Annotated in this window: 22 protein-coding genes; 5 read left to right on the top strand and 17 right to left on the bottom strand. The window is 54.9% G+C overall.

Going from position 1 to position 23,077, the window contains the following annotated elements; all coding sequences use genetic code 11:
• Positions 1–70: 70 nt before the first annotated feature.
• The 4 genes from pspG to EoCCA6_RS13325 all read right to left on the bottom strand — a co-directional run bounded on the left by pspG (position 71) and on the right by EoCCA6_RS13325 (position 3,498).
• Positions 71–313, bottom strand: coding sequence for an envelope stress response protein PspG (gene pspG, locus EoCCA6_RS13340; RefSeq protein ID WP_152083044.1), 243 nt, complete (start codon positions 311–313; stop codon positions 71–73).
• A gap of 136 nt (positions 314–449) precedes the next feature.
• Entirely contained in the window at positions 450–1,445 is a 996-nt protein-coding gene (gene dusA / locus EoCCA6_RS13335) for a tRNA dihydrouridine(20/20a) synthase DusA (protein ID WP_152083043.1), read from the bottom strand.
• 82 nt (positions 1,446–1,527) lie between these two features.
• Complete coding sequence (locus tag EoCCA6_RS13330; protein ID WP_373308938.1) at positions 1,528–2,787, bottom strand: conjugal transfer protein TraF; 1,260 nt, start codon at positions 2,785–2,787, stop codon at positions 1,528–1,530.
• Positions 2,788–3,009: 222 nt separating this feature from the next.
• Positions 3,010–3,498 (bottom strand): cupin domain-containing protein, encoded by a 489-nt coding sequence (locus EoCCA6_RS13325; protein WP_152083041.1) that lies wholly within the window; start codon positions 3,496–3,498, stop codon positions 3,010–3,012.
• Between the two features lie 116 nt (positions 3,499–3,614).
• On the opposite strand from EoCCA6_RS13325, the gene zur reads away from it, so the two are divergent.
• The gene (zur, locus tag EoCCA6_RS13320) at positions 3,615–4,127 is read left to right on the top strand and encodes a zinc uptake transcriptional repressor Zur (RefSeq protein ID WP_152083040.1); all 513 of its coding nucleotides are present in this window, start codon (positions 3,615–3,617) and stop codon (positions 4,125–4,127) included.
• Positions 4,128–4,187: 60 nt separating this feature from the next.
• Here the strand turns inward: zur and EoCCA6_RS13315 are convergent, their stop codons facing one another.
• From EoCCA6_RS13315 to EoCCA6_RS13295, 4 genes are all read right to left on the bottom strand, one after another.
• A complete protein-coding gene (locus EoCCA6_RS13315; protein WP_003860314.1) occupies positions 4,188–4,397 on the bottom strand; it encodes a CsbD family protein in 210 nt (69 codons plus the stop codon).
• Positions 4,398–4,516: 119 nt separating this feature from the next.
• Positions 4,517–5,854 (bottom strand): MATE family efflux transporter DinF, encoded by a 1,338-nt coding sequence (gene dinF / locus EoCCA6_RS13310; RefSeq protein ID WP_152083039.1) that lies wholly within the window; start codon positions 5,852–5,854, stop codon positions 4,517–4,519.
• A gap of 64 nt (positions 5,855–5,918) precedes the next feature.
• Positions 5,919–6,527 carry a transcriptional repressor LexA gene (gene lexA, locus EoCCA6_RS13305; RefSeq protein WP_006810486.1) on the bottom strand — a complete coding sequence of 203 codons (609 nt, stop codon included), beginning with the start codon at positions 6,525–6,527 and terminating at the stop codon, positions 5,919–5,921.
• 108 nt (positions 6,528–6,635) lie between these two features.
• Positions 6,636–7,004 carry a diacylglycerol kinase gene (locus EoCCA6_RS13295; protein ID WP_152083037.1) on the bottom strand — a complete coding sequence of 123 codons (369 nt, stop codon included), beginning with the start codon at positions 7,002–7,004 and terminating at the stop codon, positions 6,636–6,638.
• Positions 7,005–7,158: 154 nt separating this feature from the next.
• On the opposite strand from EoCCA6_RS13295, the gene plsB reads away from it, so the two are divergent.
• Positions 7,159–9,579, top strand: coding sequence for a glycerol-3-phosphate 1-O-acyltransferase PlsB (plsB, locus tag EoCCA6_RS13290; protein WP_152083036.1), 2,421 nt, complete (start codon positions 7,159–7,161; stop codon positions 9,577–9,579).
• A 90-nt stretch (positions 9,580–9,669) separates the two neighbouring features.
• On the opposite strand, the gene ubiA is transcribed toward plsB, so the two are convergent.
• From ubiA to malK, 5 genes are all read right to left on the bottom strand, one after another.
• Positions 9,670–10,539, bottom strand: a complete 870-nt coding sequence (ubiA, locus tag EoCCA6_RS13285) for a 4-hydroxybenzoate octaprenyltransferase (RefSeq protein WP_152083035.1) — start codon at positions 10,537–10,539, stop codon at positions 9,670–9,672.
• 12 nt (positions 10,540–10,551) lie between these two features.
• Complete coding sequence (ubiC, locus tag EoCCA6_RS13280; RefSeq protein ID WP_152083034.1) at positions 10,552–11,049, bottom strand: chorismate lyase; 498 nt, start codon at positions 11,047–11,049, stop codon at positions 10,552–10,554.
• A gap of 180 nt (positions 11,050–11,229) precedes the next feature.
• Positions 11,230–12,177, bottom strand: a complete 948-nt coding sequence (gene malM, locus EoCCA6_RS13275; RefSeq protein ID WP_152083033.1) for a maltose operon protein MalM — start codon at positions 12,175–12,177, stop codon at positions 11,230–11,232.
• A 114-nt stretch (positions 12,178–12,291) separates the two neighbouring features.
• Positions 12,292–13,635 (bottom strand): maltoporin, encoded by a 1,344-nt coding sequence (locus EoCCA6_RS13270; RefSeq protein WP_152084451.1) that lies wholly within the window; start codon positions 13,633–13,635, stop codon positions 12,292–12,294.
• 42 nt (positions 13,636–13,677) lie between these two features.
• Entirely contained in the window at positions 13,678–14,787 is a 1,110-nt protein-coding gene (gene malK, locus EoCCA6_RS13265) for a maltose/maltodextrin ABC transporter ATP-binding protein MalK (protein ID WP_152083032.1), read from the bottom strand.
• Between the two features lie 372 nt (positions 14,788–15,159).
• On the opposite strand from malK, the gene malE reads away from it, so the two are divergent.
• The 3 genes from malE to malG all read left to right on the top strand — a co-directional run bounded on the left by malE (position 15,160) and on the right by malG (position 18,921).
• Positions 15,160–16,350 (top strand): maltose/maltodextrin ABC transporter substrate-binding protein MalE, encoded by a 1,191-nt coding sequence (malE, locus tag EoCCA6_RS13260; RefSeq protein ID WP_152083031.1) that lies wholly within the window; start codon positions 15,160–15,162, stop codon positions 16,348–16,350.
• A gap of 121 nt (positions 16,351–16,471) precedes the next feature.
• Positions 16,472–18,016: a maltose ABC transporter permease MalF gene (gene malF / locus EoCCA6_RS13255; RefSeq protein WP_152083030.1), complete on the top strand. Its 1,545-nt coding sequence runs from the start codon at positions 16,472–16,474 to the stop codon at positions 18,014–18,016.
• A 14-nt stretch (positions 18,017–18,030) separates the two neighbouring features.
• Positions 18,031–18,921, top strand: coding sequence for a maltose ABC transporter permease MalG (gene malG / locus EoCCA6_RS13250; RefSeq protein WP_152083029.1), 891 nt, complete (start codon positions 18,031–18,033; stop codon positions 18,919–18,921).
• A 96-nt stretch (positions 18,922–19,017) separates the two neighbouring features.
• Here malG and psiE read toward each other — a convergent pair whose 3' ends face one another.
• From psiE to EoCCA6_RS13230, 4 genes are all read right to left on the bottom strand, one after another.
• Positions 19,018–19,428 carry a phosphate-starvation-inducible protein PsiE gene (gene psiE / locus EoCCA6_RS13245; RefSeq protein ID WP_014068487.1) on the bottom strand — a complete coding sequence of 137 codons (411 nt, stop codon included), beginning with the start codon at positions 19,426–19,428 and terminating at the stop codon, positions 19,018–19,020.
• Positions 19,429–19,605: 177 nt separating this feature from the next.
• Positions 19,606–21,702, bottom strand: a complete 2,097-nt coding sequence (locus EoCCA6_RS13240) for a YjbH domain-containing protein (protein WP_152083028.1) — start codon at positions 21,700–21,702, stop codon at positions 19,606–19,608.
• Positions 21,702–22,442 (bottom strand): capsule biosynthesis GfcC family protein, encoded by a 741-nt coding sequence (locus EoCCA6_RS13235; protein WP_232623284.1) that lies wholly within the window; start codon positions 22,440–22,442, stop codon positions 21,702–21,704. The genes EoCCA6_RS13240 and EoCCA6_RS13235 overlap by 1 nt, the downstream gene beginning before the upstream one ends.
• The gene (locus EoCCA6_RS13230) at positions 22,436–23,074 is read right to left on the bottom strand and encodes a YjbF family lipoprotein (RefSeq protein WP_152083026.1); all 639 of its coding nucleotides are present in this window, start codon (positions 23,072–23,074) and stop codon (positions 22,436–22,438) included. The genes EoCCA6_RS13235 and EoCCA6_RS13230 overlap by 7 nt, the downstream gene beginning before the upstream one ends.
• Between the last annotated feature and the right edge of the window lie 3 nt (positions 23,075–23,077).

Genomic DNA, 23,077 nt, shown 5'->3' with positions numbered 1-23,077 from the left:
AGTAAATCCTATTCCGTTCTAAGCAATGCTGCCGGAAAAGTTGCAGGTATGTGACGAACCCCTCAATACCTTAGTAACGGAAGCGGTTATTGCGCTGATAACTGGGGACTTTTGGCGTTTTTATCGCCCGTATCGCCCACACAGTGGCAATGGCCAGCAGCAGCCACGGCAACAGTTTGATCGTCAGAGCAAATAACCCACCGATAAACATCACTACCGTCGCCACAACGATCGCGGCCAAAATGCCGAGCAGCGAAACGCCCGTGACCATCAGCATGACAAAAAAGCCAATCACAAAAAGTAGTTCCAGCATGGTGCTCTCCCACGAGTTCCCGAATGATGCATCGATCATTACAAAAAGCATGCCAAAACTAAGCTCTTGTTATAAAAGAAAAACGCCCCGCAAGATTTTGCAGGGCGTGGTGAATTTGACGATCTTTTAGCGAAATTTAACGCTTATCGGCGACCAGGCGCAGCGCGTGCTCCAGCACCTCGATATCCGCGCCGGCTTTATGCGCATTCTCGCTCAGGTAGCGACGCCACTGACGCGCTCCAGGAATACCCTGGAACAGGCCGAGCATATGGCGAGTGATATGTCCAAGATACGTGCCGTTGCTCAGCTCGCGCTCAATGTAGGGATACATAGCACGCACTACCGCAACTGGATCGGTGTCTGCACCTTCAACGCCGTAAATTTCACGATCGACCGTCGCCAGAATGCCAGGGTTCTGGTACGCCTCGCGCCCGACCATCACGCCATCCATGTGTGCCAGATGGGTTTTGGCCTCGTCCAGCGACTTAATGCCGCCGTTAATCGACATTGTCAGGTGCGGGAAATCACGCTTCAGTTGATACACGCGCGGGTAATCCAGCGGCGGGATTTCACGGTTCTCTTTCGGGCTGAGGCCAGAAAGCCAGGCTTTACGCGCATGGATGATAAACATCTCGCACTCGCCCTTTCCGGCCACAGTGTTGATGAAATCGCACAGGAATTCGTAGCTGTCCTGGTCGTCAATACCGATACGGGTTTTGACCGTCACCGGAATGGAAACCACGTCACGCATGGCCTTGATACAGTCCGCCACCAGTTGGGCGTTCCCCATCAGACACGCGCCAAACATACCGTTTTGTACACGGTCGGAAGGACAGCCGACGTTCAGGTTGATCTCGTCGTAGCCGCGTTCTTCCGCCAGCTTCGCGCACTGCGCCAGCGCAGCCGGATCGCTGCCCCCCAGTTGCAGGGCAACCGGATGTTCTTCTTCGCTATAGGCCAGATAGTCGCCCTTACCGTGAATAATTGCACCCGTGGTCACCATTTCGGTGTACAGCAGCGTATGGCGGGAGAGCTGGCGCAGGAAGTAGCGGCAGTGTCTGTCCGTCCAGTCGAGCATCGGCGCAATGGAGAAACGGTGTGCGGGGAAAGTGGTCTGCAATTCTGACGACATGGCGAAGTTTTAAGCATCTGGTGGAAAAGGGGCGCTACTATAGCACAAAGAAAAGCCGGAGGCGCATCGCCTCCGGTGCATGTTAGAACGTCATACTCAGCTGCGCACCCGCGCCCCAGGTTTCATCCTCGCCGTACAGACCCATCAGGTCAACATGCACGGTGTTAAACGGCGCAAAACCGACACCGCCGGTAAAGACATTACTGTCGTTCCCTTTCATATCCGCACGGAAACCGGCACGGACGGCCAGCCAGCTCAGCGGTGTGACCTCGGCACCTACGCCTGCGTACTGCGAGGTATCTTCACTCTTAAAGCCTTTGGTTTCGGTCAGATCGCTATCTGCGGTGAGCGTCACCAGATCGTTATGCCAGGCGGCACCGGCCGTCACCAGCGGACGGATCTGGTACGTGTCTTTATAACTCACTACCTCACCCGTGCGACCGTTGCGGATGCGAACATCTTTGGTATCGATATCGCGAGACATCAGGTTTTGTCCGCTCACGCCTACCGTCCAGTTTTCACCGAAATCGGCAGCAATACCCGCATCAACGTTAAAGCCGGTGTCGTCCGTACGGTAGCGGCTGTCGTTCCACTTGTTACTGTCGTAATCGTAAATCGAGGTCGTGTAATTATAGACCCAGGTTTTTTGCAATTTTGGCGTGACGCCCACTGAAACCGGGATGCCACCGAGATCGAACTGACGGGCAACCGCAATACCGTAGTCGGAGACAATCGCCGCCCGGCCAGACGCCGTTGAGTTGAGGTTTTTGGTAATTTGATCGGTGCCGTTAACTGCGGCATCCAGCGCGACACCAGCCGCCACCGCATCGCTATTTTGAATGCCGCGCAGATAATCAATATCCTGCTGGTCGATAGAGGAGCTGACGCGTCCGTGGGCATAACCTTTTGCCATAAAAGCGACAGAAAGCACATCGTTAGGAATACTCACGGCAATGCCTGCACCTGCCGTGGCGCGTGCGGTTTTGCCTTTGAGATAATCCAGCTCATCAGCAAGATCTTTCGCCGCGCCCTGGAACTGGTTAATTGAACCTAACGGGTTAGTAATGATTTCAGCGGGCGTAAGGTTATCAATCACATCCTGATAGTGATTGATTTTATCGTTGATATTATCGATCTCGTCCTGAAGATTGTCTTTATCCGTGATCTGCGCGCCAACAGAAGGCAGAATTACCGTCACATCATCGTCAGGCTTCGCTTTAGCCAGCAAGGCCGGGTTGATTAACGCCCCGCTGCCATAGCTGCCTGCCGCCACGCCCGTCCCCCCCATCGCGTCACTGCGTGACTCTGTCCAGGTATTGGCTGCCCCCGCCTGATTTGCCATAAATAAGGAGACAGCGATGCTAACCACCGAAAATTTAAAATGTTTTTTCACAGTATGCTCGTCTTATAGTCTGTTATGAAATAACCCCTGTCTGTTATCACTCAAACAGGCGCGAACTATTGCTGTGAATAAGTACAAAAAGACCCGCTATTTCCTTAAGTTAAATTCCTTATATGGCCTGTTGTAATTTGTGACGGCCCTCAATATTTATAGAAGAGGAAATTATTTTCGCCCAGGTTTTCCATCGTGCGGGCCAAAAAACTGCGGGGGATGGTCAACCCAGCGATCCTCACGCGTCGCGGCATATACCGGGTTCAGCGGGTAGTAAATGCGGTTGTGCTTTTTATTAGCCTCCCCGACAACCAGTAAACGCACCTCTTCATCGGTGTTATTGATAAAGGTGTGGCACACACCCGTCCCGGCGGGGAAACCCACGCTGTCGCCGGGTTCCAGCTTCCATAAATAGCCGTTAATCCAGGCCTCGGGATACCCTTCCAGCACGTAGACAAACTCCTCTTCGTCACTTTCTGCATGAGGATAAGAGGTGCGTCGCCCCGGCGGAAGGCGTTCATGATGAATGCCAATGCGACCCAGGCCCAGCTTGCGGGCCAGCGGAGCACCAATGGAAAAAAGCTCATCACTGTCGGGATAGGTTGAATCATCCGCGCCTTCCACATCGCGCCAGTGCCGAATACAGTCAGGTCTTTTCATGGTCTTATTTCCCGAATTGCAATGCGACAGGTATAGCACAGCCTGGCGGATCTCGGTGTTTTTAGCAGAACATGATAAAGTAAGGGTTTGCCGCCCTATTACATCCGAGGTGCTAAATGGATAAGTCCACAAACGAGCTGTTAGCGCAAGCTGAAAAGCTGTGTGCGCAACGCAATGTGCGCCTGACCCCGCAGCGCCTTGAAGTGTTGCGTCTGATGAGCCTTCAGCAAGGGGCGATTAGCGCCTACGATTTGCTCGACCTTCTGCGCGAAAGCGAACCGCAGGCCAAGCCGCCGACCGTTTACCGCGCGCTGGACTTCCTGCTGGAGCAGGGTTTTGTGCATAAGGTGGAATCCACCAACAGCTATGTGCTGTGCCATCTGTTCGATCAGCCAACCCATACTTCGGCCATGTTCATCTGCGATCGCTGTGGCGTGGTGAAGGAAGAAGGTGCGGAGGGCGTTGAAGATATTATGCACTCACTGGCCGCCAGAATGGGCTTTGCCCTGCGTCATAACGTGATTGAAGCGCACGGGTTGTGCTCTGCATGCGTGGAAGTGGAATCCTGCAGTCATCAGGACGCATGTCAGCACGATCACTCTATTATCGTGAAGAAAAAACCGCGCTAACAGCAAAAGAAAAGGCGGCTTATGGCCGCCCTCAGGGAGTCGTTGCGGGTAGTTCGCCGGTTACCAGCGGTAGTCGTTACGGGTTTCCCAGTCTTTGACTTCGTTTTCCGCCTGATCTTTTTCGTAACCGTAGCGTTCCTGAATTTTCCCGACAAGCTGATCGCGCTTACCTTCGATAACGGTCATGTCGTCATCCGTCAGCTTACCCCACTGTTCTTTCGCTTTACCTTTGAATTGCTTCCAGTTGCCGCCGATTTCGTCTTTATTCATAATCGTGTCCTCGTGTTAAGCGTCTATGAGTATCGTCCGCTACGTTCTTTTCTGCTGGACGTGATTATTATTGTAGTTAAGGATTCGGCTGTTGTTTTTATATTCGGAATCTTTAACCGTTACGATATATCGTGGCGGGAGGGAAGCCAGGTGTTATTTTGCCAGTGGCGGTGCCAGATAACTGCCAGCGAAAGTCCCCGCAGTGAGAGAAAGACCGCGAGCGCCAGCCATAAACCATGGTTGCCCAGATACGGAACCGTGAGCAGCGTCAGCCCAAAACCTGCCGCGGCAACCGCCATGCTGTTGCGCATCTCTGTTCCCCGCGTCGCACCAATGAACATGCCATCCAGCAAATAACACCAGACACCGACAACCGGTAAGATCACCTGCCAGATGATGTAGTGGCCCGCCAGTTCTCGCAGCGTCGGTAACGTGGTGAGTAAGGCAACAATATGCCCGCCAAAGCAGGCATACAGCAGGGCAAATGCCAGTGCGACCATGCCCGCCTGACGGCAGGCCGCGCGCCAGACTTCGCGAAGTTGGCCGCTTTCACGAGCGCCATAGGCCTGCCCGGAGTGCGCCTCAACGGCATAGGCAAAACCATCCAGCGCGTAAGCGGTAAAGGTTAACAATGTCATCAGCACGGCATTCACCGCGACAATTTCTGGCCCAAGACGTGCTCCAAAAACGGTCAACGCACCAAAACAGAGTTGTAGCAGGAGCGAGCGAAGCATGATGTCGCGGTTGAGCGCCAGCAGCTTGCGAATGTTGCCACGCCACGCGGTTTTCAGCATGGCGAGGGAGATACCACGCATGGCCAGCACGCGCCAGACCATCCACAGCCCGATGAGCAAGGTGCCGTATTCGGCTATCGCCGTCGCCAGCGCGGCTCCCCGCACGTTCATATGCAGACCCATCACCAGCCACAGGTCGAGTACGATGTTCAGAAGGTTTCCCACCACCAGCAGGATGACCGGCGCGCGGGCATACTGAACCCCCAGCAACCAGCCGAGCAAAACCAGGTTCGCCAGTGAAGCGGGCGCGCTAAGCCAGCGAATTTCCAGGAAGCGCCGCGCCTGTTCAAGCACCGCCTCGCTGCCACCCACAATATGGAGCGCCAGATCAATCAGCGGGGTTCGCAACAAAACGATCAATGCGCCAGCGCCGAGCGCCAGAATGAGCGGCTGAACCAGTGCACGCGCCAGCCGTAACGGATCTTTCGCACCATACGCCTGTGCCGTCAGGCCCGTGGTACTCATACGCAAAAAGAGCAGGAGCATGAAGAGGAAGCTGGTCGCCGTCGCGCCAATCGCCACGCCGCCGAGGTATACCGGGGAGTCCAGATGCCCAATCACCGCCGTATCCACCAGCCCCAGCAGAGGAACGGTGATATTGGAAAAAATCATCGGCAGCGCAAGACGCCACAATGCTTTATCTGAAGCCGTCAGCAGTGACATGAAAAAATACCGGGACAGAAAAATGAATCAGGCTGCGGAGGTGCCGCAGCCTGTCAGGAAGAGATTACAGCCACTCACCGTTGCGGATAACGCCAACAGCAAGACCTTCAATGGAGAAACTCTGCTCGCGGAGATCCACCACAATCGGGGAAAACTCGTTGTTTTCCGGCAGCAACTGCACGGTATTACCCTGTTTTTTCAGGCGCTTAACCGTGACTTCGTCATCAATACGCGCAACCACAACCTGGCCGTTGCGCACATCCTGGGTTTTGTGAACCGCCAGCAGATCGCCATCAAGAATACCGATATCTTTCATCGACATCCCACTGACGCGCAGCAGGAAATCGGCGCTCGGCTTGAACATACCAGGATCAACCTGATAGTGGCCTTCGATATGCTGCTGTGCCAGCAAAGGTTCACCCGCAGCAACACGGCCCACCAGTGGGATGCCCGTCTCTTCTTCCACCAGCAGACGAATGCCGCGCGACGCGCCAGAGACAATCTCAATCACGCCTTTACGCGCCAGCGCTTTAAGGTGTTCTTCGGCAGCGTTTGGAGAACGGAAGCCCAGACGCTGCGCGATTTCCGCACGCGTGGGTGGCATACCCGTCTGGCCGATATGATCCCGAATGAGATCAAACACCTCTTGCTGCCTGGTCGTTAACGCTTTCATTCCGCCCCCTGGGTGTATATACAGTTATGCTGTGAGTATATACAGTCAAAGGCGATTTTGGAACCAAAAACTGCACAAAAAACCAGGGACTTAATTATTTCTCGAGGCTCATCGGAAATGTGACCAAAGCAGCGTGACCCAAGTAATAGCCGCCGTGATAATCGCCAGCAGCACAGCAGCAGATCCCATGTCTTTCGCGCGGCCAGAAAGCTCATGGAAATCAGAACCAATACGGTCAACAACAGCCTCAATAGCGCTATTGAGAATTTCCACTATCATCACCAGAAGCACAGAGCCAATGAGAAGAACGCGGGTTATAGCATCAACATCAAGGAAACAGGCGATAACAACCGCGACGATAGCGGCGACCCCTTCCTGGCGAAAAGCGGCTTCATTGACCCACGCGGCACGGAAACCTTTCCATGAATAGCCGGCAGCTTTGATGATTCGGGTTAACCCGGTGGTATTATTGGCCATTAAAAGAACCTTTTATTGGAAATAGCGTCAGTAACTATAGCGACAGCACGTTTTGCTGCCGCCTGAAGTATGACGGGTAACAACAGAAATTTTGCGCGCTTTCTGTTATCCTTGCGCCGCAATTGCATTATTAACCAGAGGCTTTACATCGTTTATGTCCGGCTGGCCACGAATTTACTACAAATTACTTAATTTACCATTAAGCGTCCTGGTAAAAAGTAAGTCTATCCCAGCAGAACCCGCGCTGGAATTAGGGCTCGATACATCACGCCCTATTATGTACGTTTTGCCTTATAACTCGAAGGCTGACTTGCTGACGCTTCGCGCCCAGTGTCTGGCGCATGATTTACCTGATCCGCTTGAACCGCTGGAAGTTGACGGTACTCTGCTGCCACGCTACGTGTTTATTCACGGCGGGCCGCGCGTGTTTACCTATTACACGCCGAAAGAAGAGTCCATCAAGCTGTTCCACGACTACCTCGATCTGCACCGCAGCAATCCCGATCTGGATGTGCAGATGGTGCCGGTCTCCGTGATGTTCGGTCGCCGTCCGGGTCGCGAAAAAGGCGAAGAGAATCCACCGCTGCGCATGCTTAACGGCATCCAGAAGTTTTTCGCTGTCTCCTGGCTGGGGCGCGACAGCTTCGTGCGTTTCTCCCCTTCCGTCTCGCTGCGCCGCATGGCGGACGAGCACGGCACCGACAAGATCATCGCGCAGAAACTGGCGCGCGTGGCGCGTATGCACTTTGCCCGCCAGCGTCTGGCTGCTGTAGGCCCACGCCTCCCGGCACGTCAGGATCTGTTCAATAAGCTGCTGGCCTCCAAAGCGATTGCCCGCGCGGTAGAAGACGAAGCGCGCAGCAAGAAAATTTCGCACGAGAAAGCACAGCAGAATGCCATCGCGCTGATGGAAGAGATCGCCGCGAACTTCTCCTACGAGATGATTCGTCTCTCCGATCGTATCCTGGGCTTTACGTGGAACCGCCTCTATCAGGGCATTAACGTCCACAACGCCGAGCGCGTGCGTCAGCTGGCGCACGACGGCCACGAGATTGTCTATGTACCTTGCCACCGCAGTCACATGGACTATCTGCTGCTCTCCTACGTGTTGTATCACCAGGGGCTGGTGCCGCCGCACATCGCTGCCGGTATCAACCTGAATTTCTGGCCGGCAGGCCCGATCTTCCGTCGGCTGGGTGCATTCTTTATTCGTCGTACCTTTAAGGGCAACAAGCTCTACTCCACCGTTTTCCGTGAATATCTCGGCGAGCTGTTTAGCCGCGGTTATTCCGTTGAATATTTCGTGGAGGGCGGCCGCTCCCGTACCGGTCGTCTGCTCGATCCGAAGACCGGCACGCTGTCGATGACCATCCAGGCGATGCTGCGCGGTGGAACCCGTCCGATCACGCTGGTGCCCATTTACATCGGCTATGAGCACGTGATGGAAGTAGGTACCTACGCCAAAGAGCTGCGCGGTGCGACCAAAGAAAAAGAGAGCCTGCCGCAAATGCTGCGCGGCCTGAGCAAGCTGCGCAACCTCGGCGAGGGCTACGTGAACTTTGGCGAGCCAATGCCGCTGATGACGTACCTGAACAATCATGTCCCGGAGTGGCGCGAGTCTATCGATCCTATCGAAGCAGTACGCCCGGCCTGGCTGACGCCAACGGTTAATGGCATTGCTGCTGAGCTGATGGTGCGTATTAACAACGCAGGTGCGGCAAACGCCATGAACCTGTGCTGTACCGCGCTGCTGGCCTCACGCCAGCGTTCACTGACGCGTGAGCAACTGACCGAGCAGCTTGATTGCTACCTGGACATCATGCGTAACGTGCCGTATTCCATCGACTCTACCGTGCCGTCTGCGACTGCCAGCGAGCTTATCGATCACGCGCTGCAGATGAACAAGTTTGAGGTCGAGAAAGATACGATTGGTGACATCATCATTCTGCCGCGCGAGCAGGCGGTGCTGATGACCTACTATCGCAACAACATTACGCATATGTTGATGCTGCCATCTTTAATGGCGGCCATCATTACCCAGCATCGTCGTATTTCGCGTCAGGAGCTGCTGCGCCACATTGAGGCCATCTATCCGATGCTGAAAGCGGAGTTGTTCCTGCGCTGGAGTAAAGATGAGCTGGCGGTAGAGCTTAATAAAATGATGGAAGAGATGCGCCGTCAGGGGCTTATCACCATCAACAACGATGAGCTGAACATCAATCCATCGCGCTCTCGTACCCTGCAACTGCTGGCGGCCGGTGCGCGCGAAACGCTGCAGCGTTATGCGATCACCTTCTGGTTGCTGAGCGCGAACCCGTCCATCAACCGCGGAACGCTGGAAAAAGAGAGCCGGACGCTGGCACAGCGCCTGTCCGTTCTGCACGGCATTAACGCACCGGAATTCTTCGATAAAGCGGTATTCAGTTCTCTGGTGCTGACGCTGCGTGATGAAGGGTTTATCAGTGATACGGGCGATGCCGAGCCGGAAGAGACGCTGAAGGTTTACCAGATGCTGGCAGACCTGATTACGTCGGATGTGCGTTTAACGATCGAGAGTGCGACGCAGGGCGAGTGACGTTAAAAGCCGGGTGGCGCTAACGCTAACCCGGCCTACATGTTCTGCTAAATCGTAGGCCGGGTAAGGCGAAGCTGCCACCCGGCTTTTTTATGAGAAGTAACTCATCGCCAGCCCCAGAAACAGCACCAGCCCGACGTAGTTATTATTCAGAAACGCTTTAAAGCACGCTTCACGTTCGCGCTTCGCGATCAGCTTTTGCTGGTACGCAAACAGCAGCCCCGCCACCAGCACCGACCAGTAAAACGCCCAGTTCAGCCCGTTCAGACGACCAATCACCACCATCAGCACCAGCACCGCCACCTGCAGGATACCGATGATCAGTTTGTCATGACGGCCAAACAGAATGGCGGTCGATTTGATGCCAATTTTCAGGTCATCGTCACGATCGACCATCGCATACTGTGTATCGTAAGCGACAGCCCAGAGAATATTCGCCAGGAACATTAGCCAGCAACTGAGCGGTACAGATTCGCTAACGGCAGCAAACGCCATCGGAATCGACCAGCCGAACGCCGCACCCAGCACCACCTGCGGAAGATGGGTATAGCGCTTCATAAACGGGTAGACCCAGGCGAGCGCCAGCGCAGCAACGGAGAGCAGGATGGTCATGGTGTTGAGCGTTAACACCAGCAGGAACGAAAGCAGCACCAGCACCACAAACAGCGTCCGGGCCTCTTTCTCAGTGACCTGCCCACTCGGCAGAGGACGGCTGGCGGTACGTTTGACGTGCCCGTCAAATTTCCGATCCGCATAGTCGTTCACCACGCAGCCCGCTGCACGCATCAGCCAGACGCCCGCCACAAATACCGCCAGTATCCACAGCGGCGGCAGGCCAGGCGTTGCAACCCACAGCGCCCATAAGGTCGGCCACAGCAGCAGCAATGCGCCAATGGGTTTATCAGTACGCATTAAGCGGTGATAGGCCAGCAGCTTATTCTGCGTCAGACTCCACTCCATTTTCTCTTCCTCTTAGTACAACGGCGACGCCGGTAAAAAAAGCTCCGTCAGTATTAACGGCTTGCCACTCAGGCGAAGACGGGAACGACGCCCCCACAGATCGGCATCGCGACCAATTTCAATAAAATCTCGGGTGAGTTCAGACGAGGTGAACAGATACCGCCCCAGCGGTGTTTTCCCGAGGCGTTGCAGCGCCAGCTCCGGCCCGGAAAGGGTGGACTCAGGTACAACCGTCCGCCCGGCAAGCCACGGCTCACCGTCGGCACACAGTAAAATTTCACGCAGCCAGTAGCGATCTTCTTGCGGCAACAGCGGCAGTTCATGGGTAACGTCATCAGCAGAGACAAACCCTTCCTGAATCATCGTCACCGTGACGGTTTTGCCCTGTTGCTCAAAACGTTTCGTCATGGAATCTTCCAGCAGCAACCAGTCCAGTTGCTCCGGGTCAAGCGCAGGTATTTGGTCGAAATAGCGCAGCGCACGCAGTTGCGTTAGCGCAGGGTGTGACATGCCAGATTCTCCGATACATAACGTAATGGCATTGTATCGCAGAAAAGCAGATTGAGGGCGGCCAAACGTTATTTAGCGATCACTATCGCAACAATGGCGCAACAGCACAGTCAGAACCAAAAAAAGTGCGCCCACTCAGGCGCACTAAACGACTAACAAATCAGCACTGTGGGGAGACGATCACCCCTTGCCTTTTACACTGCTGATAAAGGTGGAACGGGCAGTGGTTGAACCTAAACGCTCGGCTTCATCAAGCAGTTTCAGTGCTTTATCGACATCACCACTCTTAACGGCCTGCTTAATCGCGTTGTTGAAATAGGTTTCGGTATCGTTCAGTACCGGCTCGGATGGCTTCGCCGGTGCTGGGGCTGGTGTTGCGGCGGCAGCGGTTGCAGCTGGGGCGGCATAGACTGGGGAAGCGGTGTTGCCTACCGTGACAGGGCCGGTACTGGAGGAGCCAAACAATGGGCCAACCAGCACACTGGAACCGCTGTTCGTTTTCACCTTCAGCTTTAACGTTCCGTCGGTGACGTGACGAGCGATCGGGTCTGGAATATCCGGAACGGCATTACCGGTGCCTTTTGCATAGGCTTTGGCCGGATCGAGCAGCGTGGTGGTCTTCTGGAGATCTTGCTCAGTGGTAAAGACCAGCACGTAGAGTTTTTGTTGGCCCAGCGCAGGCGTCAGGCGCATCACGCCTTCCAGACGATCGGCGCTCATCACGCCAGGCTCCTGATACGTAAAGTATTCACTTGGGAAAAAGGCAGATGGCGTCATGTTCTGATCGAGAATCAGCACGTTTGGCGCAAAGACGCTGGTCTGCTTGTTGACCTCACTGGTCAAGGTAATGGCCAGCTCACCGATATTGGCGGGTACGCTATACGCAGCAACCGGACCGGTAATCCCCGGAACATTCAGTGACTGACCGCCCGTTGAGAGCTGGGTGGTCTGGGTTTTAGACTGATCGACAGGGGTCCAGACAAGCTGTTGCAATGCCGCTGTCGGAATGGCTGGGGCAGATGTTGTGTTTTGTGGAACGAAATTCACATTGGCGAGCGTCACTGCAGGCGCACATGCCAGCAACCCTGCGGATAAGCAAAGAGCAAGGAGAGTTTTGTTCATTTTCATTGTTATCACCTCATAAAGCACAGGTTCAGCGGTAGCCAGGCAATAGCGCGCCGTCCCGAAGGATTGAGGGGCTTTCGCCCCTCAGTTTGGTCATTACGTCAGATTAAGACCGGATTACCACCAGATTTCCATCTGAGCACCGAAGGACCACTCATCGTTGTCGCCACGGCCGAAGGAGCTACCATTGAAGCCATCTTTAAACGCTTTACCGTAGTTAGCGTTGTTAGATGGGTTACCGCTGTAGTCATAACCCCACTTCTCATCCCACTTCGCGTAGGTTGCGAAGACACGAATCGCCGGACGAGACCAGATGCTATCGCCCGCCTGCCATTGTTGTGCCAGGGTGATTTTATACTGGTTGTTGGTTTCGTCAGCGCTTTGCGATTTAACGTTGTCGTAGCCCACTTCCAGCAAGGTGCTCATGATCGGTGTCCATTTGAACATCGGACGCACGCCCACGGTCCACCACTTGGTACCGTTGTTGTTATCCCAGTCGATGTCCTGGTACATACCGACGTACATCAGGTCCCAGCGATCGCCCAGAGAAATTGCACCGTGATCAAGGATACGCAGCAGGCTACCGTTGTTGTTGATGTCGTAGGCATAGCCACTATTACCATCGATACCTACACCAGAACCTTGAGACAGACCTTTACCCTGAGATGTCATTGAATCGGTAGCGTACTGAACAACAAACTTGTTGTAGCCTTTCAGCATGCTCTGGGTGTGTTCAGCAGTGAACATCCAGCCATCTTTGGACGCACCGTCAACCAGGCGATAATCATCACGCGGGTTAGCACGACCGTAGTCAACACCCAGCTCCAGGGTGCCGCCTGGGTTGATTTCCATCTGCGCTAAACGCACGTCAAACACGTCGTTTGCGGTACGGGTGGTGTAATCATAAATGCTGTTGCTGGCGAAGGAGGAAGAACCGCCCGCTTCGGAAGAACGGGTTGCTGCCAGAGAGAGTTTACCGAAGCCCAGATCGATATTTTCCAGACCCGCACCAGGACCAGAGATATCCCAGTAGTAGAAGTCGATCATATGAACGTCGTGACGCTGATAGAAGCGCTTACCGGCCCAGATGGTGGAGCCAGGCAGCCACTCAATCAGGTTTTTACCCTGCACGTTGGCTTCACGGAACGCCGGGTCAGTCGCTTCCCAGTCGTTCTGTTGCGCCACGGAGTACGCTACGTTGGTGTCAAAGTAGAAGCTCTTGTCACCTTCTTTCCACACTTCCTGGCCCAGCTTCAGCTCAGCATAGGTTTCACATTCGTTACCAAGACGGTATTTACTTTGAGCACCGGTCGCCTGGAAACATTGTTGTTCACCGCCACTACCCGTCCAGCCGATACCGGAACGAGCATAACCATGGAAATCCACAGCCAGTGCCTGAGCAGACATTACGCCCGCTGCGACGGCAACTGCCAAAGGAAGTTTGCGCAGAGTAATCATTATTCTATCTCCTGAGATCATTGCTTTTCTTTGTAATTGGAATGCTTAGACGCCTGGCTCTTTATGCAGCCGACGACATGCAGTGCCATCCTCACGGAATAAATGGCAACGCTCTGGCGGCAAGCCGATAGCGAATTTGGCACCCTCTTCTACCAACACCACGTCATTCTGGCGGTAGACCAGGTTTTGACGGATGGCGGGGATCTGGATATGAATCTGTGTTTCGTGACCAAGTTGTTCGACGACCTGAACGTCTCCTTCGAGGGTCACATCGGCGATGTGGCTCGGCAGTAAATGCTCAGGACGGATACCCAGGGACATATTTGCCCCGACCTGTACGTTGGCACTGTCGACCGGCAGCCAGACTTGCTGACGGTTTGGCAGCTCCACCTGTACCTGTTCAATCGCCGTCGCGGTCACTTTGACCGGCAGGAAGTTCATCTTTGGCGAGCCAATAAAGCCCGCAACAAAGCGGTCTGCCGGGTAGTGATAAAGCTCCAGCGGTTTGCCCACCTGTGCCACGCGACCGGCATCCAGCACCACGATTTTGTCGGCCAGCGTCATCGCTTCGACCTGATCGTGGGTGACGTAAATCATCGTACGGCCCAGGCGTTTGTGCAGACGGGAAATTTCGATACGCATCTGGACGCGCAGCGCGGCATCCAGGTTGGAAAGGGGTTCATCGAGCAGGAACACACGCGGTTCCGCTACCAGCGTACGGCCAATCGCCACGCGCTGACGCTGACCACCAGAGAGCGCTTTCGGTTTACGCTCCAGCAGGTGCGCCAGCTGCAACACTTCCGCCACCTGAGTGACGCGCTGATTAATGGTCTCTTTTTTCGCGCCGGCCAGCTTCAGGCCAAAAGACATGTTCTCGGCAACGGACAGATGGGGATAAAGCGCATAAGACTGGAAAACCATACCCACGCCACGTTCGGCGGGCGGGATGTCGTTCATGCGGGTGTCACCAATAAACAAATCGCCACTGGTGATCGTTTCAAGACCGGCAATCATACGCAGCAGAGTCGATTTACCGCAGCCTGACGGGCCAACGAACACCACGAACTCACCTTCGTGGATGTCCAGATTGATGTCTTTCGACACCACTACGTCGCCCCAGGCTTTCGTTACATTACGCAGCTGTACGCTCGCCATGCCCTTCTCCCTTCGTTACAACCTGTCACCGACAGAAACATTCAAGATAAGTTCACTATGGGGTTTTCATTACTTTCGTGAATCCTCCACCCCCCGGCTTTTTTATGGGGGAGGAGGCGGGAGGATGAGGAAGCAGGCTCTGCGACCGCAGCTGGCGGGCTGAGGCGAAAATCGTGAAGCTGCCTGCAAAATTCGGAGGGTTTTTATGTGCGCCAGCACTCATAACTTAAATTTATGTTACAGGGATCACACAAACAAGGGGTGGGGCGTAGGGCGTGGGAGGATGGAAAGAGGATGTCAAATAAGGAGACTGAGTCACGTTGAACCACTGAAGTCGTACCACGAGCACATCACCAAAAAAGGATGGCAGATATGAAGATCAAGACTGGCGCACGCGTTTTCGCATTGTCCGCCCTGGCAGCAATGATGATTTCCGCTCCGGCTCTCGCCAAAATTGAAGAAGGTAAGCTGGTTATCTGGATTAACGGCGACAAAGGTTATAACGGCCTGGCCGAAGTGGGTAAAAAATTCGAGAAAGACACCGGAATCAAAGTCACCGTAGAGCATCCGGACAAGCTGGAGGAGAAGTTCCCGCAGGTCGCAGCAACGGGTGATGGCCCGGACATCATTTTCTGGGCGCATGACCGTTTCGGCGGTTACGCACAATCTGGCCTGCTGGCTGAAGTCACGCCAGACAAAGCCTTCCAGGACAAGCTGTTCCCGTTCACCTGGGACGCCGTCCGCTATAACGGCAAGCTGATCGCGTATCCGATCGCAGTTGAAGCCCTGTCTCTGATTTATAACAAAGACCTGGTGCCGAACCCGCCGAAAACCTGGGAAGAGATCCCTGCCCTGGATAAAGCGCTGAAGGCGAAAGGTAAATCGGCCCTGATGTTCAACCTGCAAGAACCGTACTTCACCTGGCCGCTGATTGCTGCCGATGGCGGTTACGCGTTCAAGTTTGAAAACGGCAAATATGACGTGAAAGACGTGGGCGTGGACAGCCCAGGCGCGAAAGCAGGCCTGACCTTCCTGGTTGACCTGATTAAGAACAAACACATGAACGCGGATACCGACTACTCCATCGCGGAAGCGGCGTTCAACAAAGGCGAAACCGCGATGACCATTAACGGTCCGTGGGCCTGGACTAACATCGACAAGAGCAAAACCAACTACGGCGTCACGCTGCTGCCAACCTTCAAAGGCAAGCCGTCTAAACCGTTCGTAGGCGTGCTGAGCGCAGGTATCAACGCCGCCAGCCCGAATAAAGAGCTGGCGAAAGAGTTCCTGGAAAACTACCTGCTGACCGATCAGGGTCTGGATGAAGTGAACAAGGACAAACCGCTGGGTGCCGTTGCGCTGAAATCCTTCCAGGATACGTTAGCGAAAGATCCACGTATCGCGGCCACCATGGATAACGCCCAGAAAGGCGAAATCATGCCGAACATTCCGCAAATGGCGGCGTTCTGGTATGCCACGCGTACTGCAGTTATCAACGCCGCAAGCGGTCGTCAGACTGTTGATGCTGCGCTGAAAGATGCTCAGGGTCGTATTACTAAGTAAGCAGAAAAACGGCGGGTGGCGCGTGCGCTTACCCGCCCTACGACTACGGCACGATCCGTAGGTCAGGTAAGCGCAACGCCACCTGACAATAAGTTTCCATCGCTGTATGAGGAAGAACCCCATGGATGTCATTAAAAAGAAACACTGGTGGCAAAGCGACGCGCTGAAGTGGTCAGTGATTGGTCTGCTGTGTCTGCTGGTGGGTTACCTTGTTGTTTTAATGTACGTACAAGGGGAGTATCTGTTCGCCATCATGACGCTGATTTTAAGCTCTGCTGGCCTGTATATTTTCGCTAACCGTAAAGCCTATGCCTGGCGTTATGTTTACCCAGGTGTTGCCGGGATGGGGCTGTTTGTTCTGTTCCCGCTGATTTGTACTATCGCCATTGCATTCACCAACTACAGCAGCACCAACCAGCTCGCGCAAGAACGCGCAACGCAGGTGCTTCTGGACCGCTCTTATCAGGCGGGTAAAACCTTCAATTTCGGCCTGTACCCTGCCGGAGATGAGTGGACGTTAGCGCTCACTGACGGCGAAAGCGGCAAACATTATCTTTCCGACGCGTTCAAGTTTGGCGGCGAGCAAAAGCTGGCCCTGAAAGAGACTGACGCGCTGCCGGAAGGCGAACGCGCCAACCTGCGTATCATTACCCAAAACCGTCAGGCGCTGACCCAGCTCACCGCCGTGCTGCCCGATGAAAGCAAAGTGACCATGAGCTCGCTGCGCCAGTTCTCCGGCACGCAACCGCTCTACACCCTGGCGGATGACGGCACGCTCACCAACAACCAGAGTGGCGTGAAGTATCGCCCGAACAATGACATCGGTTTTTATCAGTCTGTGAATGCCGATGGCAACTGGGGTGATGACAAACTCAGCCCAGGCTACACCGTTACCATCGGCTGGGATAACTTCACCCGCGTGTTTACCGACGAAGGTATTCAGAAGCCCTTCTTCGCTATCTTCGTCTGGACGGTGGTCTTCTCGGTGCTGACGGTGATCCTGACCGTTGCCGTGGGCATGGTACTGGCCTGTCTCGTGCAGTGGGAATCCCTCAAAGGCAAAGCGATTTACCGCGTGCTGCTGATCCTGCCGTATGCCGTACCATCGTTTATCTCGATTCTGATTTTCAAAGGGCTGTTTAACCAGAGCTTCGGTGAAATCAACATGATGCTGAGCGCGCTGTTCGGCATCAAACCGGCCTGGTTCAGCGACCCGACCACCGCCCGTTCGATGATTATCATCGTGAACACCTGGCTGGGTTATCCGTACATGATGATCCTGTGCATGGGGCTGCTGAAAGCGATCCCGGACGACCTGTACGAAGCCTCGGCAATGGACGGTGCAGGCCCGTTCCAGAACTTCTTTAAAATTACGCTACCGCTGCTCATTAAGCCGCTGACGCCGCTGATGATTGCCAGCTTCGCCTTTAACTTTAACAACTTCGTGCTGATTCAGCTGCTGACCAACGGCGGTCCGGACCGTCTTGGCACCACCACGCCAGCAGGTTATACCGACCTGCTCGTGAGCTACACCTACCGTATCGCCTTTGAAGGCGGCGGCGGTCAGGACTTCGGTCTGGCGGCGGCGATTGCCACCCTGATCTTCCTGCTGGTAGGCGCACTGGCGATTGTGAACCTGAAAGCCACACGCATGAAATTCGACTAAGGAGGGCACTGACTATGTCTATGGTTCAACCTAAATCTCAGAAACTGCGCCTCCTCGTGACGCACTTAGGGCTGCTGATTTTCATCGCGGCGATCATGTTCCCGCTGCTGATGGTCATCGCCATCTCCCTGCGTTCGGGTAACTTTGCTACCGGGAGCCTGATCCCGGATGAAATTTCCTGGGAGCACTGGAAGCTCGCGCTGGGCTTCAGCGTGGAACACGCGGACGGACGCGTGACGCCACCGCCGTTCCCGGTGCTGCTGTGGCTGTGGAACTCGGTCAAAGTGGCGACCATCACCGCGATCGGTATCGTGGCCCTTTCCACTACCTGTGCTTACGCGTTTGCCCGCATGCGTTTCCCTGGCAAAGCCGCGCTGCTGAAAGGAATGCTGATTTTCCAGATGTTCCCGGCCGTGCTGTCCCTGGTGGCGTTGTATGCTTTGTTTGACCGTCTGGGCCAGTACGTGCCGTTTATCGGCCTGAACACCCACGGCGGCGTGATCTTCGCTTACCTGGGCGGTATCGCCCTGCATGTGTGGACCATTAAAGGCTATTTCGAAACCATCGACGGCTCGCTGGAAGAAGCGGCAGCACTGGATGGTGCCACACCGTGGCAGGCATTCCGCCTGGTGCTGCTACCGCTGTCGGTGCCTATCCTGGCGGTGGTGTTTATCCTGTCGTTTATCGCTGCTATTACCGAAGTACCGGTCGCGTCTCTGTTACTGCGCGATGTGAACAGCTATACGCTGGCCGTCGGTATGCAGCAGTACCTCAACCCGCAGAACTACCTGTGGGGCGATTTTGCCGCTGCGGCGGTACTCTCCGCCATTCCGATTACCCTGGTGTTCCTGCTGGCGCAGCGCTGGCTGGTTAACGGCCTGACGGCGGGCGGTGTAAAAGGTTAAGTTTCATCATGTTATGCCACTGCAACCCTCAACTTTGACGTATTGTATTGACCCAACTTGTGACTGTGATTCGGCGGCCTCCGGGCCGCCATTTTTTTATTCGCGTTTCAGCCGCTTCGAGTTGCACAGCCAGAGGGTGATCACCAGCAGCAGGATCGCTGCTGAGTAGATCAGCACGTCGAGCGGGGATTTATGATCGACGATGATCAGCCGCACAATCGCGGTGATCCCAATGTAGACAAAATAGCGCAGCGGAAAGTGAAAGCCGGACTGAAAATACTTCACAATCAGGGCGATAAATTCAAAGTAGAGAAAGTAGACCACCAGGCCTTCCACCAGCTCGTATTTGCTGGTTTGTTCAGGGGCGAACAGCACATCTGCCAGATGCACCGTCTCTTTACCCAAAAAGACGACCAGGATCAGGCCAAGGCTCAGCAGACCGAGATTCAGCACGGTCTGGAGGATTGTTGAGATAAACTCAACGCGCGGACGAGTCAGGGATGTCATACAGCACCTCATTCTCCAGGGCGAGGTTCCTGTATAACGCAAAAATGTGACGTGGATCTATATTTTTTGTTTATGTTTGGCGCATTCGCATGCCTGCCAGGCGGCACTGCGTTTCCCCGGCCTACAAAAAACAATGTCGTAGGCCCGGTAAGCGCAGCGCCACCGGGCAAGCAAGCATTAACGGAAATTAATGTTCTTATCGCTGGTCATATCATAAAGCTGGAACTTACGACCAAGCTGCTGACCGCCATCACGCGTCAGCGGCGTCCAGCCAATCGCCGCACGGCTGCGGGTTGGGCCTGACGAGAACAGATCCAGCGGAATCGATACATAGACTCCTTTGGTGAAGTCCCCTTCCCCGTATTCGTCCGGCGAGACGTTGGTGATCGTGGCATAGCCACCGACGACCACGCCGCTGTCGAAGTGTTTAGAGATATCGAGCGTACCGCCCTTATCGCCCGCCAGATATTGACCGACGCTGGCTTTCACCAGCACGTCCTGCGCGAACGACGGCGTCCAGTAGGCGGTCAGGTGGCCAGTTTTCACGCTGTAGTCGGTGAATTTCATCATGTCCTGCGCGCTGCGCCAGTCACGCTGTTTCACGTAGTTAGCGTCAATCCCAAATGCCCAGTTGCTGTCGACAGGACGATAAAGCACCTCTGCCCCCGCGCCGCCGTACATGGTTTCCAGATAACCGCCGTAGACCTGGCCATAGAAACCATTACCGAAGTACTGGAAGTAGTTGGCCTGCAGGTTATTCACATAAGCATCGTTCTGCACATATTCACGCACACGGGTACGCACACGCGGCAGCTTTGAGTCGCTCGGCGGATTGGTATAGTTAAATTTGTCGTAGTTGTTGGCAATGTTGCCGAACAGGCTTCCTGTCGTCAGCAAGTGATCGGTGACCCACAGATCCGCTGTCGCCATCACACCCAGTTGATACATATAGAAGTTTTCAGGCCCGCCGACGGACTGGTTCAGCACCGGATCGATATGGAAATCGAAGCGGGATTTATCGATATACCAGCCCTGCTCGGTAGACTCAGGCACTATCGGTTCAACGCGTTTTTGTACCAGCTCGGTTTCATGCCCAAGCGGTTCGCCTTCCAGATGACGCTTAAGGCTGGCAACGTCCGTTTCCGTGGTGACCTGCGGCAGGTTAAGACGGTTTTCCGTCACGCGGATGGTGCGAACCCCGTCAGGCAGATCGTTCATGATGATCCGGTTAGCGCGTTCGATCCCTTCACGCGAGTCGCGGTATTTCACCTGCTCACCGGTAACGTACAGCGTATCGCCTTTTACCTGAATTTTTGGATCGGCCAGGCCGGCATTGTATTTCAGCAGCGTCAGCTGATTTGCCACGACGGAATGCTGAATGATCGCATCCTGCGGCTCTGGCTGATATTTCGGTCGCGCATTGTCGTTGTAGTGCGGCCGCATATCGTTAAAGTTAGTGCGCAGCGTGAAGCCAAACATCACGGTATTGCCGCGCTCGTAGCTGAGGTTAACGTCGGCCCAATCGGTGACACGGTAAATAGCACCGACGTTAAACTTGCTCTTCTGCTCAATCTTCCCGGCGAAGTCCTGCGAATAGTTATTCCCTTCATACTCCAGCTTCAGGCGCAGCGGCTGCCAGGGCGTTTGATACTCTACGCCGCCAAACAACGAGGCCGGGCCGTGGAACATTTGATCGCCGTTGATGGAACCGGCTTTCTGGTAGCTGTTATCACGATAGCAATATTTATCGCTGTAGGAACAGAATGGGTTTTTCACATTGCCGCTGGTGCCGAGATAGCCCCAGCCAAGACCGAGCGAGAAATCGAACGGTCCCCAGGCCTTGCTGGCAACAACATATTCCGCATCAAACAGGCCGGTCCCGCCGATATCTTTCGCGCCAACGGAAACCTGTGGCATCCAGTAGCTCTCTTCCCACAGACGCAGCTTCACATCGAAGGCTTTGTCTTTATAGGTCTGGTTGCCGGAGAAGGATTCAACGCTGCTGTACTCTTTTGTACGCACATCGGTATAGCGCAGCGTGGTTTCGAGCCACGGAAACAGCTGGACGGACGCGGAGTAGTAGCGGTACTGATCGTTATCACGGTAGTTAAGGCTGATTTCCCCTTCGCGAGCCATCCGCGCGGTCGGGGTTTGCAGTAAACCGACGCCGCCAAAGTCTGATTGCGACGGACCAACGGGTGCCGGATACGTTTCTGCATGGCAGGCCGCGCTCACGCACAGCGCCAGCATGCTGTAGAGATAGGTTCTTTTCATTATTCCGGTATCCGCTGCGTCAGGGAATGAAGGATGTCGGTATTAAGCCCGTCATACGCCTTCGTCCAGAAATGGTCGGCAAAACCGACAAAAATCACGCTGCCGGGCATGGGTTCGATATGGCGTTTATTCCAGTAGGCCACCGGCGTTTTTTGCGTGCGCCCGTCAGGGTAAACCACCCAGGCATAACTGTTATCCGCGCCGCTGAGCAGGCTTTGCTCGTCGAGATAGCTCGCCACGTCGCGGCCCGGTGTAAATGGCGCTTTTCCCGGACGGCTGACAAGGCCCATCACGGTGATGGTTGAAGGCCGTGCCGGAAGCCAGAGCGAATATTCCCCTTCCAGCATCGGGTTACCGTTTTCCGCGACGCGCACGTCATCCGGGTCGAGATTCACCTTCTGGCGTCCCGTTACTTTCACCGCCTGAAGCTGCTGGCGAACGCTGTTGATGGCTGCCGCATCGTCACCGTCTTCCTGCCCGGCTAATTCGGCTAATCTGGCAAGCAGCGCAGCGTGTTTTTGTTCCGCCTCAACCGTTGCCTGTCGTTCACCGATCACCGCCCCCGGCCACCAGCTGTTGGCAAGCCTCGGCTGCCCGACGAGATCGAGCAGATGCCCGGCATTGGTTAACGTTTTAGGCTCGGCACTGTCAGGCGTGTAGACCTTTACCGTTCCGGCTGACCATGCCACAGGCGTTGTCAGGCTCGCGATCAGCGCTATGCGGATAAGCATCTTCATGATTTCGCCGCCTTAATCAGGGTGGTTTTTATCGGGAAGAAATCCGCGCCAAGATACTGCAAGGACTGGCGGATCTGCCCTTCCTCATCCACCCAGAAACGGTTATGCCAGGTAGCCTGATCGGTTGTCACCTCTTCATCCAGCACACGAACCTGAGTCTCATCACTGCCCACTTTCACGCTGTCCGTACCGTCCCAGCGGAAGAGGGAGCGGGCCGTGGCGTAGCGCACCTGTTTGTGCTCGGTCCAGCCCATCGTGCGCGTCCAGCTTGCCCCGTCGGTAATCTGATTCGGCTTAATGAGCGGGTCAGCCGCGAGGTTATTCACCTCAAGCAGGTTATCGCCGCCGAGCAGGGTTTTCACGATACGGCCATGCTGCGTCACGATGGTGGCCTGATCCTGCGTCACCCATTTCTGCTGCCCGTTTTCGTCGAAAGCGAGCACCACAAACAGTTGCGGGCCATCGTTGAGCTGCATGTACTGGCTGGCATACGGCATGTTCTGCAGTTCGTCATCGGTCAGATGCACGCCCGGCGTGCCGAACATGCTGTCCCACAGTGAGTTTCCCAGCCCTTTGGTGGTGGCTGAGCACGCCTGCAACAGCAGGCAAATCAGGATGATTGCAGGTCGCTTCACGAC

Origin of the sequence: Enterobacter oligotrophicus (assembly GCF_009176645.1) — a bacterium.
GTDB lineage: Bacteria > Pseudomonadota > Gammaproteobacteria > Enterobacterales > Enterobacteriaceae > Enterobacter > Enterobacter oligotrophicus.
The sequence above is the reverse complement of the archived record's forward strand: the minus strand, read 5'-3'. Positions and strand labels throughout refer to the sequence as shown.